At 68.4% G+C, this 14,676-nt stretch carries 14 protein-coding genes; 11 read left to right on the forward strand and 3 right to left on the reverse strand.

All coding sequences use genetic code 11. The annotated features are described in order from the left end of the window. Window positions 1-62: 62 nt before the first annotated feature. From BLU84_RS22425 to BLU84_RS26805, 5 genes are all read left to right on the forward strand, one after another. A complete protein-coding gene (locus BLU84_RS22425) occupies window positions 63-1,739 on the forward strand; it encodes an amidohydrolase (protein WP_074872363.1) in 1,677 nt (558 codons plus the stop codon). Window positions 1,740-1,766: 27 nt separating this feature from the next. After that, window positions 1,767-2,186 (forward strand): hypothetical protein, encoded by a 420-nt coding sequence (locus BLU84_RS22430; protein WP_139175196.1) that lies wholly within the window; start codon window positions 1,767-1,769, stop codon window positions 2,184-2,186. Between the two features lie 159 nt (window positions 2,187-2,345). Further along, window positions 2,346-4,175 (forward strand): DUF1800 domain-containing protein, encoded by a 1,830-nt coding sequence (locus BLU84_RS22435; RefSeq protein ID WP_074872367.1) that lies wholly within the window; start codon window positions 2,346-2,348, stop codon window positions 4,173-4,175. A 16-nt stretch (window positions 4,176-4,191) separates the two neighbouring features. Then, complete coding sequence (locus BLU84_RS22440; protein ID WP_074872369.1) at window positions 4,192-5,586, forward strand: DUF1501 domain-containing protein; 1,395 nt, start codon at window positions 4,192-4,194, stop codon at window positions 5,584-5,586. A gap of 27 nt (window positions 5,587-5,613) precedes the next feature. Next, window positions 5,614-5,832, forward strand: coding sequence for a hypothetical protein (locus tag BLU84_RS26805; protein ID WP_139175197.1), 219 nt, complete (start codon window positions 5,614-5,616; stop codon window positions 5,830-5,832). Between the two features lie 139 nt (window positions 5,833-5,971). On the opposite strand, the gene BLU84_RS22445 is transcribed toward BLU84_RS26805, so the two are convergent. Next, on the reverse strand, window positions 5,972-6,469 hold the full coding sequence (locus tag BLU84_RS22445; protein ID WP_074872372.1) for a GNAT family N-acetyltransferase: 498 nt from the start codon (window positions 6,467-6,469) through the stop codon (window positions 5,972-5,974). Between the two features lie 22 nt (window positions 6,470-6,491). Then, window positions 6,492-7,916 carry a tRNA (N6-isopentenyl adenosine(37)-C2)-methylthiotransferase MiaB gene (gene miaB, locus BLU84_RS22450; RefSeq protein ID WP_074872374.1) on the reverse strand — a complete coding sequence of 475 codons (1,425 nt, stop codon included), beginning with the start codon at window positions 7,914-7,916 and terminating at the stop codon, window positions 6,492-6,494. A gap of 241 nt (window positions 7,917-8,157) precedes the next feature. Between miaB and BLU84_RS22455 the strand changes: the two genes are divergently transcribed. The 6 genes from BLU84_RS22455 (at window position 8,158) to BLU84_RS22480 (ending at window position 13,751) form a co-directional block, all read left to right on the forward strand. Then, window positions 8,158-9,159, forward strand: a complete 1,002-nt coding sequence (locus tag BLU84_RS22455) for a lytic transglycosylase domain-containing protein (RefSeq protein WP_074872376.1) — start codon at window positions 8,158-8,160, stop codon at window positions 9,157-9,159. Window positions 9,160-9,581: 422 nt separating this feature from the next. After that, window positions 9,582-10,193 carry a ubiquinol-cytochrome c reductase iron-sulfur subunit gene (gene petA / locus BLU84_RS22460; RefSeq protein ID WP_074872378.1) on the forward strand — a complete coding sequence of 204 codons (612 nt, stop codon included), beginning with the start codon at window positions 9,582-9,584 and terminating at the stop codon, window positions 10,191-10,193. 3 nt (window positions 10,194-10,196) lie between these two features. Beyond that, entirely contained in the window at window positions 10,197-11,456 is a 1,260-nt protein-coding gene (locus tag BLU84_RS22465) for a cytochrome b (RefSeq protein ID WP_074872380.1), read from the forward strand. Between the two features lie 82 nt (window positions 11,457-11,538). Further along, the gene (locus BLU84_RS22470) at window positions 11,539-12,276 is read left to right on the forward strand and encodes a cytochrome c1 (RefSeq protein ID WP_074872502.1); all 738 of its coding nucleotides are present in this window, start codon (window positions 11,539-11,541) and stop codon (window positions 12,274-12,276) included. A 174-nt stretch (window positions 12,277-12,450) separates the two neighbouring features. Continuing rightward, a complete protein-coding gene (locus BLU84_RS22475) occupies window positions 12,451-13,086 on the forward strand; it encodes a glutathione S-transferase N-terminal domain-containing protein (protein WP_074872505.1) in 636 nt (211 codons plus the stop codon). Between the two features lie 164 nt (window positions 13,087-13,250). Beyond that, window positions 13,251-13,751, forward strand: coding sequence for a ClpXP protease specificity-enhancing factor (locus tag BLU84_RS22480; RefSeq protein WP_074872383.1), 501 nt, complete (start codon window positions 13,251-13,253; stop codon window positions 13,749-13,751). A gap of 557 nt (window positions 13,752-14,308) precedes the next feature. On the opposite strand, the gene BLU84_RS22485 is transcribed toward BLU84_RS22480, so the two are convergent. After that, window positions 14,309-14,632 carry a DUF3301 domain-containing protein gene (locus tag BLU84_RS22485; protein WP_074872385.1) on the reverse strand — a complete coding sequence of 108 codons (324 nt, stop codon included), beginning with the start codon at window positions 14,630-14,632 and terminating at the stop codon, window positions 14,309-14,311. Window positions 14,633-14,676: the final 44 nt, after the last annotated feature.

Here is a 14,676-nt window from a genome sequence, read left to right on the forward strand (position 1 = left end):
CACCCGCCGACCGCGCACATTCGCCACTTTCGGACATCGCAGTCCGGCCACGGGAGAACGGGATGCGCGCAGCAGGTCGATGGGTCTTGGCTTCGGCGCTGGCGTGCGGCCTCGCCGCATCGGCGCAGGCGGCCACCGTGGTCACCGCCGCGCGCGTGCACACGCTCGATCCGGCGCAGCCGCGCGCGCAGGGCCTGGTCTTCGACGACGACGGCAAGATCCTCGCCGTCGGCGGTCGCGCCGATCTGTTGCATCTGTATCCCAAGGCCAAACATGTCGATCTGGGCGCCGCGACCATCGTCCCCGGCCTGATCGATGCTCACGCGCATGTGTTCGAACTCGGCATCAACCAGCTCCAGGCCGACCTCACCGGCGCGCGCAGCAAGGCCGAAGCGGTGCAACGCCTGCGCGACTACGCGCGCACGCTGCCCGACGGGCAGTGGCTGATCGGCCACGGCTGGGACCAGAACGACTGGGCCGATGCGCGCTTTCCCGAGGCCGCCGACCTGGATGCGGCGTTTCCCGACCGCCCGGTGTGGCTGCAGCGCGTCGACGGCCACGCCGGCTGGGCCAACAGCGCGGCGATGCGTGCGGCCGGGCGCGAGCTCAGCGGCGACTGGCAACCCGACGGCGGCCGCATCGTGCGTGGCGGCGACGGCCGCGCCACCGGCGTGTTCATCGACGATGCGATGTTCCTGGTCGAACGCGCGCGCCCGCCGCTGCAGGCGGCCGCGGTCGAACAGGCGCTGAGCCTGGGCATGCAGGCCGCCGCCCGCCACGGCCTGACCGGCGTGCACGATGCCGGCGTCGATCTGAACACCTTGCGCGCGTACCAGCGCCTGGCCGATCGCAAGCAATTGCCGCTACGCATCACCGCCTTCGCCGCCGGCGACGGCGATGCGCTGGAATCGCTGTGTCGCGACGGTTTGTATCAGCATGCGTCCGGGCGGCTGAAGATGCGCACGGTCAAGCTCTACGCCGACGGCGCGCTCGGCAGCCGCGGCGCCGCGCTGTTGCAGGACTACAGCGACGACCACGGCAACCGCGGCCTGCTGCGGATGTCGCCCGAAGCGATGGCCAAAGCGATCGCCAAGGCCAAGCGCTGCGGCGTGCAGGTCGCCACCCACGCCATCGGCGACCGCGGCAACCGCGAAGTGCTGGACCTGTACGCCAACGCGCTCGGCGCGGACGCGGCCAAGAGCGATCATCGCTGGCGCATCGAGCACGCGCAGATCCTCGCCCCGCAAGACCTGCCGCGGCTGGCCGCGCTGCACGTCATCGCCTCGATGCAGCCGACCCACGCCACCAGCGACATGCCCTGGGCCGAACAGCGGCTCGGGCCGCGGCGCATCGACGGCGCCTATGCCTGGCGGCAGTTGCGCGACAGCGGCGCACGTCTGGCGCTGGGCTCGGATTTCCCGGTCGAATCGGTCGATCCGCGCCTGGGCCTGTTCGCCGCGGCGACGCGCACCGATGCCGAAGACAAGCCGCAAGGCGGCTGGCATCCGGAAGAAAAACTCACCGCCTACGAGGCTTTGCGAGGCTTCACCCTGGACGCGGCCTACGCAGGCTTCGCCGAGAACGAAGTCGGCAGCCTGACGGTGGGCAAGCGCGCGGATTTCGTGGTGCTGGCGCAGGACCCGCTGGCGGTGGAGCCGCGCGCCTTGCGCGAGTTGACCGTGCTGGGCACGTATGTGGACGGTGCGGCGGTGTGGCAGCGCTCGGGCGAGGGTCGTTGAGAACGCGATTCGACGAGGCAGGGAGGCATGAGCGCTGCAACGAAAGAACCCTACAACCTGTGGCCGCCATTGCGCCGGATGAAGCTGCGCTGGCATTTCGCCGCGTTGATCGCGTTGGCGCTGAGCGTTCTTTGGCCGAGCTTTCCGCGCACCCTGAGCGGCGATGAGTTCGCCGAGGTGTTGAAGGAGTCGGACGGCAACTCGTACGGTCACTGGTACTTGTATCGCAGCGATGCGCGATGGCATTGCGTCGCGACGCCCTACTATCCCTACTTCCCCGACCGCCACAGTTGCGTGTCGACGCGCGAAGTGGAGATCCTGCCCGACCGGCGCGGCGAAGGCGTGCCGCGCTATCTCGGCGCGTACGACGTCGTGCTCAAGGCCGGACGCTATCGCGGCGCGAAGCGCGAGGCGCTGTATCCGCCGCCCGTCGCCGGCGCCGACTGACCTCTGTCGCACCAAGGTCATGACGCGATCATCCGGCCGCGCTGACGCTTGTCATCGGCGCTGCGAATCGTGGCGGCCATCAAGCTTGTAATCCTGCCGCGCGCCTAGCATCGCGCCCCGGATCGACCTCGTCGGTCGTCAGCCTTTCGGGGGCCTGTGATGGCTACTTCGCTTCTGCGCGCGGCGTGGTGGGGCGCTTCGCCGCGCTTGTTGCTCGCGCTTGCGGTCGTGCTCGCGCTGCGCGGGGTCGCGCCGCTGCCGGACTATCTGGGGCCGTATCCCGGCTCGGACCGGCGCGCGCCGGCGCGCGACAGCGCGGCCATCGGCGCGGCGCCGAAGACGTTGGCGGTGTCCGACCTGCCGGCCAACGACGCCGAGGCTGCGCGCTTCCTGACCCAGGCCACGTTCGGCCCGACCCTGGAAGACATCGCGCATCTGCGTCAGGTCGGCTACTCGGCCTGGATCGACGAACAATTCGGCTATCCGATGTCGTCGCAGCTGACCTTCCTGAAGAACGCCGCCGCGCGCGCCGGCACCGGCAACGACGTGCAGCGCGACTGGCGCGTGGACGCGTGGTTCGTCAACGCGCTCGGCGGCAAGGATCCGATCAAGACCACGGTGGTCCACCGCGATCAGCTGCGCCAGCGCGTGGCGTTCGCGTTGAGCGAGATCTTCGTGATCTCGGATGCGTCCTCCGACCTGCTCGGCGGCCAGCCGCAGGGCATGAGCCATTACTACGACACCTTGGCGCGCGATGCCTTCGGCAACTACCGAACGCTGCTGGAGGACGTGACCCTGCACCCGACGATGGGCCTGTACCTGTCGATGCTGCAGAACCAGAAGCCCGACCCGGTGCGCAACGTCCGGCCCGACGAAAACTACGCGCGCGAAGTGCTGCAGTTGTTCAGCGTCGGCCTGGTGCGGCTCAACCGCGACGGCACGCCCTTGCTCGGCCTGGACGGCAAGCCGGTGCCGACCTACAGCCAAGAGACGGTCAAGGGCTTCGCCCACGTCTTCACCGGCTGGACCTTCAAGGGCTGCGCGGCGTTGGGCGATTTCGAGTGCTATTTCTACGAGCCGAGTTCGCCGGCGTGGGTGTCGCCGATGGAGAATCAGGCCGCATACCACGCCTCGGCGCAGTCCAAGCAGTTGCTCGACTACCCGGGCGCGGCGCTGCCGGGCGGCTTGCTCGCCGGCGGCGGCAGCGGCCGCAGCGATCTGACCGCAGCGCTGGACAATATCCATCGCCATCCCAACGTCGGGCCGTTCATCGGACGACAGTTGATCCAGCGCCTGATCACCAGCAACCCGAGCCCGGGGTACGTCGACCGCGTCGCCAGCGTATTCGACGACAACGGCCAGGGCGTGCGCGGCGATCTGCGCGCGGTGGTGCGGGCGATCCTGCTCGATCCCGAGGCGCGCGATCCGGCCGCGCAGCCGGCGAATTTCGGCAAGGTGCGCGAGCCGTTGCTGCGCCTGACCCACCTGTGGCGCGCGCTCGGCGGCCGCTCCAAGACCGGGTTCGTCGACGAGTTCTGGACCTTGGACAGCAATCTCGGCCAGCAGCCGATGTTCGCGCCCTCGGTGTTCAACTTCTTCAGCCCGAACTATCGCCCGATGGGCGAGCCCTCGCAGAACGGCATGGCCGCGCCGGAGCTGCAGCTGGCGACCGACTACATGCTGCCGGCGACCGAAAGCTATCTGATGCGCAAGATCTACGATTCCTACGTCGGCAATCCCAACGGCATCGAGGACGACGAGGTCGCGATCAGTCTCACCCGCGACGTCGCGCTGGCGACGCAGCCGGCGCAGTTGATCGAGCGCTACAACACCTTGTTCCTGTCCGGGCAGATGTCGGCGCCGATGAAGCAAGTCCTGCTGGAGCGCTTGAACGGCATGCCCGCCAACACCGCGGCGGCCAAGCGCGAACGGGTGCAGGAAGCGCTGTACCTGATCATCAACTCGCCCGAATACCTCGTGCAGCAGTGAGGCGGAGACCGCAGCCATGAAACGTCGCGACTTCCTGCGCAATTCCATCGTCACCGCGCTCGGCGGGGCCGGGCTGTACTCGGCGCTGGGCAATCTGCGGCTGGTCGAAGCCGCCGCGCGCGCCTACGGGCCGGCCAGCTTCGGCGACTACAAGGCCTTGGTGTGCGTGTTCCTGTTCGGCGGCAACGATTCGCTGAACATGCTGGTGCCGCGCGACGACGCGCATTACCGGCAATACGCTCAGGCGCGCGCCACCCTGGCGGTGCCGCAGGCGTCGTTGCTGCCGCTCAACGCGCTGCCCGGCGGCGGCGCGTCCGACGGCGCCGACTACGGCTTGCAGATGTCCACCAGCGAGGGCGACGCGATCGGCATGGCCGGGCTGCAAGGGCTGTTCAACGGCGGCCATGCGGCGTTGCTGGGCAATGTCGGCACCCTGGTGCGGCCGGTCAGCAAGGCCGATTACGGCAATCACGCGGTGGAACTGCCGCCGCAGCTGTTCTCGCACAACGATCAGCAGCAGTACTGGCAGGTCTCGCGCAGCGACGACGGCCGCAACCTGGGCTGGGCGGGGCGGATTTGCGACTTGCTCCACGACGCCAATCCCGATGCGTTCATTCCGATGTCGGTGTCGTTGAATTTCGAGAGCATCCTGCAGCGCGCGGCGAGCGGCGGGCAGTACGTGATCGGCAACGACGGGCCGCGCCATTTCAGCCGCTTCGAATGGGACGAAGACAGCCGCCGCGCCTTCCTCGCGCTGATGGCGCCGAACCAGCAAGCGCATATGTTCGGACGCAGCTACGCCAACGCGTTCCGGCGCGCGCGCGAGAACGCCGACGCGGTCGGCACGGCGCTGGATTCGTCCAGCGATCTGCAGACCGTGTTTCCCGACAGCGACCTCGCCGCGCAGTTGCGCATGGTCGCGCGCATGATCAAGGTGCGGCAGGTGCTGGGGCTCAAACGCCAGGTGTTCTTCGTCTCGATGGGCGGGTTCGATCATCACGACCGCTTGCTCAGCGAGCAGCCGGCGCTGCTGGCGCGCTTATCGCAGGCACTGACCGCGTTCCACGCCGCGACCGTGGAGCTGGGCGTGGCGGACCAGGTGACTGCGTTCACCGCCTCGGACTTCGGCCGCACGCTGTCGTCCAACGGCGACGGCTCCGACCACGGCTGGGGCGGCCACCATTTCATCGTCGGCGACGCGGTGCGCGGCGGACGCTTGTTCGGGCGCATGCCGGCGCTGGTCAACGGCGGCGACGACGATGCCGGTTGGGGGCAGATCATTCCGACTACGGCGGTGGATCAGTACGCGGCGACGCTGGCGCGCTGGTTCGGCGTCGCCGATGCGGACCTGGATCTGATCTTCCCGAACCTGCGCAATTTCGCGGCGCGGGATCTGGGGTTCATGGCGTAAGGGGGACGGGGCGTTGTGGTTGCGGCGATGCGTCCGCTGCGCGGCGCCGCGTCGCACATCCGTCTTCTCCTTCGCTTTGTTTTTTGCCTCGGCCCGGTTTCTCCGTCAGTCCGATTTCCGCGTCATCCCCGATTTCCCGTCATTCCGGCGAAAGCCGGAACCCATTTCGACTTTGCTTTTGCCGCCGTTATCGCCGGCGCTCGCAACAGCGAAAATCAAAATGGGTTCCGGCTTTCGCCGGAATGACGGGTAGGTGGATGGCGTCGTTGTTGCGTTGGCGCGGTCGCGGCTTGCGCCGCTCCTACAGGGGGCGTTCGTGGCGAAGCGGCGATCGGATCGGGCGCGGCTTTCAGTGCGATTCGGATCGAGCGCGCTTGCCGCGCACTCACAACATCCGATGCATCACGTAGATATCCACCAAACCCAGCGTCGGATGCCGGAACGCCTCCGGCACGCGGCCGACGATGGCGAAGCCGTGCTTGTTCCACAGGTGCACCGCGGCGGTGTTGGTGCTGACCACGTAGTTGAACTGCATCGCCAGGAACCCGGCCTTGCGCGCCTGCCCCAGCGAGTGTTCGCACAGCGCCGTGCCCACGCCCTGGCCCCAGGCGCTCTCGGCGACCATGTAGCTGGCGTTGGCGACGTGGTCGCCGCGGCCGCGCTGGTTGGGGCCGAGCTTGTAGCAGCCCAGGACTTCGCCGCCGTCGGCTTCGGCCAGGAACATGCGGTAGGGCGGGCTGGTCCACATCGCGCGCGCGCCGTCCAGGCTCAGGTCGGCGGCGTAGTTGTAGCTTTCCCCGCGCGCGAGCACTTCGCGGAAGATCGGCCAGGCCCGTTCGAACTCTTCGGGTCCGATTTCGCGGATGCTGAAGTCGCGGTCCATGCGGGGTGCGGGCTCCGGCCGCTCAGGCGGCGGCTTGGTCGTCGTCGCCCAACTGTACCCGCCCGCGCAGCGAATTGGACAGCGCTTCGGTGATGACCACATCGACGAAGCGGCCGACCAGCCGCGCCGGCGCCGGGAAGTTCACCGAGCGCATGTTCTCGGTCTTGCCGGTGAGCTCGTTGGGGTTCTTGCGCGAGGGGCCTTCCACCAGCACCCGCTGCACGCTGCCGACCATGCTCTGCGAGATCTTCGCCGCATTGGCGTTGATCAAAGCCTGCAGGCGCGACAGGCGCGCGTGCTTTTCCTCGCTGGTGACGGTGTCTTCCAGGTCGGCGGCGGGCGTGCCGGGGCGGCGCGAATAGATGAAGGAGAACGACTGGTCGAAGCCGACGTCCTCGATCAGCTTCATGGTCTTGTCGAAATCGGCCTCGGTCTCGCCGGGGAAGCCGACGATGAAGTCCGAGGAGATCGAGATGTCCGGACGCACCGCGCGCAGCTTGCGGATCTTCTGCTTGAACTCCAGCGCGGTGTAGCCGCGCTTCATCGCCGAGAGGATGCGGTCGCTGCCGGCCTGCACCGGCAGGTGCAGGTAGTTGGCCAACTGCGGGACATCGCGATAGGCCTCGACCAGCGAGTCGCTGAATTCGAGCGGATGCGAGGTGGTGAAGCGGATGCGGTCGACGCCGTCGATTTCGGCGATGGTGCGGATCAACAGGCCCAGATCGGCGACTTCGCCCGCGGCGGCGCCGTCTTCGCTGGCCATCGGGCCGCGATAGGCGTTGACGTTCTGGCCGAGCAGATTGATCTCGCGCACGCCCTGTCCGGCCAGTTGCGCGACTTCCACCAGCACGTCCTCGAACGGCCGGCTGACTTCCTCGCCGCGGGTGTAGGGCACCACGCAGAACGAGCAGTACTTCGAGCAGCCTTCCATGATCGAGACGAACGCGCTCGGGCCTTCTGCGCGCGGCTCGGGCAGGCGGTCGAACTTCTCGATCTCGGGGAAGCTGATGTCGACCTGCGGCAGCCCGGTCTCGCGCTTGGCGCGGATCAGCTCGGGCAGGCGGTGCAGGGTCTGCGGGCCGAACACCAGGTCCACGTACGGGGCGCGCTTGACGATCGCGGCGCCTTCCTGCGAGGCGACGCAGCCGCCGACGCCGATGATGACCTGGCGCTCGCCCTGCTTGTGCTGCTTCCAGCGGCCGAGCTGGCTGAACACCTTTTCCTGTGCTTTCTCGCGGATCGAGCAGGTGTTGATCAGGATGACGTCGGCCTCGGCGGCGTCGTGGGTCAGTTCGAGGCCGTCGCTGGCGGCGAGCACGTCGGCCATCTTGGCCGAGTCGTACTCGTTCATCTGGCAACCGTGGGTCTCGATGAAGAGCTTCTTGGCGCCCGGCTTGGACGGCGGGGCGACGCCCGGCAAGGCGGGCAGGGGGTGCAGGTCGGTCATGTGCGGGTCCGGGGAGGGCGGCGGTTATTCCGCGCCGGAGGAGTGGAACCGCGCATTATCCCCGGAACCGGCGGGGGAAACGAGCGCGGCCGCGGGCCGGGCGGGGAGCCGCGTCGCTGGCAGCCCCGCCGACCGCCCGATGCAGGGGGGGCGGGGCAGGCCTTGGCCCGAGCCGCGGCCTCGGTCACGTTTTGCGATCAACCACTTGGCAGTCCCGCCGCGGCAGGGGACACTGCCGCCGATGAGGGGGAGCTCGCTGCTGCTGGGGATAGTGGGGTTGCTGGCGTTCGCGCCGGCGGCGGCCGGCACGCTTTGGCGCTGCGACGGCCCCAACGGCGAGCGCAGCTACGTCAGCAAGAAGGTCAAGGGCGCGACCTGCACGGTCGTCAGCCAGTACACCAATAAGTCCAGCCGCGCGCGCGACCCGGTCCCGGTGTCCTACGCCCCGCCCAAGCCGGCGATGGGCGCGGTCAGCGCCGGCGGCGACGCCTCGATCCCGGCCTCGGCCCACAGCAACCCGCCGGCCACCTACAGCGGCGCCGCCGCGGCGCTGGCCGCCGGCGGGCTCAATGCCGCGGCCGCGGCTCCGGCGGCTGCGGCCGCCCCGGTCCCGGCGCCCGCGCCGGTGGTCCCGGTGGCGCCGGCCCGGCCGCCGACCCGGCTGGTCCAGGGCGAGATCTATTCCTATGTCCAGGACGGGGTCCGGCACTACGTCAGCAAGCGGCCCAAGGGGCTGGCCAGCGCCACCCAGGTGCGCACCATCCGCTACAGCTTCATCGAGACCTGCTTCGCCTGCGCCGCCCAGCCGGGCGTCAACTTCGGCACCCTGCGGCTCAACACCGTGGCCTACGCCAGCGAGATCGCCGCGGCCGCGCGCCAGCACGGGGTCGAAGAGGCGATCGTGCGCGCGATCATCCACGCCGAATCGGCCTACAACCCCACCGCGCTGTCGCGGGTGGGCGCGCAGGGGCTGATGCAGCTGATGCCGGCGACCGCGCGCCGGTTCGGGGTCGGCAACGCCTTCGACGCCAGCCAGAACATCCAGGGTGGGGTGCAATACCTGGCCTGGCTGCTCAAGCGCTTCAACGGCGACCTGACCCTGGCCGCGGCCGGCTACAACGCCGGCGAGGGCGCTGTCGACAAGTACAAAGGCGTGCCGCCTTACGCCGAGACCCAGCGTTACGTGCAGCGCGTGGCGGTGCTGGCCCAGCGTTACCGCGCCGCGACCGTGGTGCAGCGCTGAGCCCGTCGCCGGCGCGCGCCCGCGTGGGCCTGGCGCGCCGATCCGCCTGAACGCCCTTGTGCGAACCGACGCGAGCGGCAAGGCCGGCGCGCCGATCCGATCAGCCGCGGCGGCACCGCGCGCAAAGCCGCCGCCGCGCAACTGCGCCGCGAACGCCGCCGTCGGGCCCGCTCCGGCGCCGCGCCGCGCATCGGCGCGCGCGGCCAATGCCTTGCGAATCCGGGGCTTGTGCGCGCCGTCGCGTCCGGGCGAGACTCGTCGCGGTTTTGCAAGAGCGCGGATTGTCGCGCCCTTAACGGTTCCGCTACACTTCCCCGTCTTTTGAGCCGCCAGCCTTTCGCCAGTGGTTGAGTTTGGTTTCTAGCCATCGGTTTCAGGTTGTGCGGCGTTACCCTCGAATTGAAGCTTTCGCGGAGTGCCGGATGGCCAACCAAGGGGTCCACGATCCTATCAACACGGGCCGACGTCGGTTCCTCACCGCCACCACCGCGGTGGTCGGGGCGGTCGGAGCCGGTTTTGCGGCAGTGCCTTTCATCAAGTCCTGGAACCCCAGCGCCCGCGCCAAGCTCGCCGGCGCGCCGGTGACGGCGGACATCACCGGGCTGGCCGAAGGCCAACGCCTGATTCTGGAGTGGCGCGGCCAGCCGATCTGGATCGTCAAGCGGTCCAAGGCCATCCTCGATGCGCTGCCGACCCTCGACGGCCATCTGCGCGATCCCAAGTCCGACAACAAGGACCAGCAGCCGGCCTACATCACCGGCGAGCTGCGCTCGATCAAGCCGGACATCTCGGTCCTGGTCGGCCTGTGCACGCACCTGGGCTGCTCGCCGGAAATGAAGGCCGAGATCCGCCCCGAACCGTTCGATCCGGAATGGAAGGGCGGCTATTTCTGCCCCTGCCACAAGTCGCGCTTCGACATGGCCGGCCGCGTGTTCCAGGGCGTGCCCGCGCCGATCAACCTGCTGGTGCCTCCGCACCACTACGAGAACGACAACACGATCGTGATCGGCGTCGATCCGGCGAAGGGGGCATAAGCCATGGCCAATATCCTGACGCGTACCGCCAACAACGTGTTCGACTGGGTCACCGCGCGCGCTCCCGGCATGATGCCGGCGTACCGCAAGCACATGACCGAGTACTACGCGCCGAAGAACTTCAACATCTGGTACTACTTCGGCTCGCTCGCGCTGCTGGTGCTGGTCAACCAGATCGTCACCGGCATCTTCCTGACGATGCACTTCAAGCCGTCCGCGGCCGAAGCGTTCTCGTCGGTCGAATACATCATGCGCGACGTGGAGTGGGGCTGGCTGATCCGCTACATGCACAGCACCGGCGCCTCGCTGTTCTTCATCGTGGTGTACCTGCACATGTTCCGCGGCCTGCTCTACGGCTCGTACCAGAAGCCGCGCGAGCTGGTGTGGATCCTGGGCATGCTGATCTACCTGGTGCTGATGGCCGAAGCCTTCATGGGCTACGTGCTGCCGTGGGGCCAGATGTCGTTCTGGGGCGCCAAGGTCATCATCTCGCTGTTCGGCGCCATCCCGGTGATCGGCAACGGCCTGACCGAGTGGATCATGGGCGACTACCTGCCCGGCGACGCCACTCTCAACCGCTTCTTCGCCCTGCACGTGATCGCGCTGCCGCTGGTGCTGCTGCTGCTGGTCGTGCTGCACCTGGGCGCGCTGCACGAGGTCGGTTCCAACAACCCCGACGGCGTCGACACCAAGCACGGCCCGAAGGGCAACCGCTGGGACGCGAACAAGCCGGTCGACACCATCCCGTTCCATCCGTACTACACGGTCAAGGATCTGGTCGGCGTCGGTTTCTTCCTGATCCTGGCCGCCTTCATCATCTTCTTCGCTCCGGCGATGGGCGGCTGGTTCCTGGAGCACGACAACTTCACCGAGGCCAACCGCCTGGTGACGCCCGAGCACATCAAGCCGGTGTGGTACTACACCCCGTACTACGCGATGTTGCGCGTGATCCCGGACAAGCTCGGCGGCGTGATCGTGATGTTCGCGGCGATCGCGATCCTGTTCCTGGTGCCGTGGCTGGACCGCTGCAAGGTCAAGTCGGTGCGCTACCGCGGCTGGATCAGCAAGCTGATGCTGGCGGTGCTGGCGGTGTGCTTCGTCTGGCTGGGCAAGATCGGCGCCGGCCCCGGCACCGATCCGGTCGAGACCATCATCGGCCGGGTGCTGACCTTCCTGTACTTCGTTTTCTTCATCACCATGCCGCTGTGGACCAAGCTCGACAAGACCAAGCCGGTGCCGGACAGGGTGACGATGCATGACTAATACGGTTACGCAGGTCCATCTGCAAAAGCCCGCACATCCATGTGCGGACTTTCCAAAAAGCCAGCCTCTCCGGAAGACCCGCATCGTGAAGAAGCTCGCCACCTTCGTCGCCGGCCTGCTCATCTCGGCCACCGCCTACGCCTCCGGCGGCGGCGCGCTGTTGCAGTCGGGCACCGACCTGAACGATCGCGCCTCGCTGCAGCGCGGCGCCCAGCTGTACATGAACTACTGCTCGGGCTGCCACTCGCTCAAGTACCTGCGCTATTCGCGCATGGCCGAAGACCTGGGCCTGACCGAAGACGAGGTGATGAACAACCTCAACTTCACCGGCGCCAAGTACGGCGAGCAGATCCTGGTCAACCTGACCCCGGAACACGCCAACCAGTGGTTCGGCAAGATGCCGCCGGACCTGAGCCTGATCACCCGCGTGCGCGGCAGCGACTGGGTCTACACCTACCTCAACCAGTTCTATCTGGACGAGTCGCGGCCGCTGGGCTGGAACAACAAGCTGTTCCCGAACGCGTCCATGCCCAACCCGCTGTGGGAGCTGCAGGGCCTGCAGCACGCCGAGTACGGCGAGCCGGACAAGGCCACCGGCGATCGCCCGGTGCACGGCCTGAAGATCGAGCAGCGCGGCAAGCTCGACGAAGCCGGCTTCCGCACCGCCACCCGCGACATCACCGCTTTCCTCGAGTACGCCGGCGAACCGGCGGCGCTCAAGCGCCAGAGCCTCGGCGTTTGGGTGATCCTGTTCCTCGCCTTGTTCACCTTCCTCGCGTATTTGTTGAAGACCGAGTACTGGCGCGACGTGGAACATTGACGGAGTTCGCCTGGAAAACCCGCGCCATAAGCGCGGGTTTTCCGTTAGGGTTGACGGTCTGGCGAGCCGACAACCTGCGCAAAGCCGGTAACGGACTCGAGGCCGTGACGACCTTCCACGCAGGGTGGGGGGCGTCTTGCGACTGGCGGATTCCGGTCGCTGGAGAGGTCGATGATGGCGGCTAGCCCCCGTATGCGTAATGCGTTGACTCTGTTCTCGTCCACCGACTGCGTGCTGTGCCATCGCGTGCGTCTGGTCCTGGCGGCCAAGGGCGTTACCTACGACTTGATCCCGGTCGATCCGCAGAACCCGCCGGAAGATCTGGTCGACCTCAACCCCTACCATTCGGTGCCGACCCTGGTCGAGCGCGACTTGGTCCTGTATGCGGCCAGCGTGGTCAGCGAGTACCTCGACGAGCGCTACCCGCATCCGCCGCTGATGCCGGTCGACCCGCTCTCCCGCGCGCGCCTGCGCCTGGCGATGCTGCGCCTGGAGCACGACTGGGTGCCGCAGGTGCAGGCCATCCAGATGGGCAACAAGGTCCAGGCCGAGGCCGCGCGCAAGCGGCTCAAGGAACTGCTGACCGCCTCGGTGCCGCTGTTCAAGGCCAGCAAGTTCTTCCTGAACCCGGAAATGAGCCTGGCCGATTGCGCGATGGCGCCGATCATCTGGCGCCTGCCGTCGCTGGACGTGCCGCTGCCGAAGGACGCCAAGGCGATCGAGGACTACGGCAACCGGATCTTCCGCAACCCCGGCTTCACCCGCAGCCTGACCGACCAGGAGCGCAAGCTGCGCGACCTGCCGATGTGAGGCGCCGCCGCGGCGCGCGAACGCGCCGCGCGCGGGGTCAGGCCGGCCGCCGGGGCGCCGCGCGGGCCGGCGCGGCCGTGCCGCATGCGGCGCCTTCGCCGCTACCGCCCAACCGATGCGCCGCCGGCCCTTGGCCGGGCCGCGTCAGGCGTTAAACTGCGCGCATGAGCGAAAGCAGCATCACGATGACCAGCCACCGCCCCTACCTGTTGCGGGCGCTGTACGAATGGATCGCCGACAACGGCATGACCCCGCACCTGCTGGTGGACGCCACGCGTCCGGCGGTGCAGGTGCCCGCGCACGCGGTCAAGGACGGCAAGATCGTGCTCAACGTCGCCGCGCGCGCCGTGTCGCACCTGGAGATGGGCAACGACTTCATCCGCTTCAGCGCGCGCTTCGGCGGCGTCAGCCATCCGGTCTCGGTGCCGGTGGGTGCGGTGTTGGCGATCTACGCGCGCGAAACCGGCCAGGGCATGGCCCTGCCGGAGGACGCGAACCTGGAGGACGCCGCGCTCGACGACGACGCCGAGACGCCGGAGGCGGCCTCGCCGCCGCAGCTCAGCGCGGTGCCCAGCGACCCCTCGCCGGAAGGCGACGACGATGGCGGTCCGCCCAGCCCGACCCCGACTCCGCGTCGCGGCGGGCACCTGCGCATCGTCAAATAAGCCGCGCGGGCGCCGGCTCGCCGGCGCCTGTCGCGTCGCCCCAAGCGCACAACGTCGCCGCGCCCGCTCCCTGTAGGAGCGGCGCAAGCCGCGACCGCGCCACCGCGAATGCGGCGAACGCTTCGCATCCCGTAGTCCCATCACCCGTCATTCCGGCGAAAGCCGGAACCCATTTCGATTTCGCCGTCGCAGGCCGCTCGCGTAGCTCAACGCACAACGTAGCCACGCCCGCTCCCTGTAGGAGCGGCGCAAGCCGCGACCGCGCCACCACGAGCGCGGCGAACGCCTCGCATCCCGTAATCCCATCACCCGTCATTCCAGCGAAAGCCGGAACCCATTTCGATTTTGCCGTTGCAGGCCGCGTACGTCGCGCAAGCTCAATGGCGAAATGGATTCCGGCTTTCGCCGGAACAACGGCAGTTGGGATGACGGAGATGCCGACGTGGCGGGCGGCGCATGTCGAATGCGCGCGTCGAGTTGGGCGCGCCGTAGTTGCGATGTCGCGGTCGCGGCTTGCGCCGCTCCTACAGGGGGCTATCGCGGCAGCGCGGTGCCGCTCAGTGCAGTTGCGCCGGCGCGCGCGTCACCGGGCCGCTGAAGGCCACCAGTTTGTCGCCGCGCAGGACCAGCCGGCCGACGTGGCGGTCTTCGCCGTCGATGGAGTAGTCGAAGCGGAAGGTGCGCTCGAAACCGAGCCAGCCGCTCTCGCGGCGGATCACCCGCAGGCCGATCGCGTGCACGCTCTGGTCGAGCCATTGCACCCCGGCCGCGCGGCAGGCGTCGCGGCCGACCACTTCGGCGCGTTCGGCGGCGGCGCGGCCGGCGCTCCAGAACGAGAACGCGGCGGCGCCGAAGATCATCAGCAGGATCAAGGTAGGCATGACGGTTTCTTGGCGGCGAAGGCGGCGCTACGCAAGGGGACGGC

This window comes from Lysobacter enzymogenes (assembly GCF_900106525.1).
Classification (GTDB): domain Bacteria; phylum Pseudomonadota; class Gammaproteobacteria; order Xanthomonadales; family Xanthomonadaceae; genus Lysobacter; species Lysobacter enzymogenes.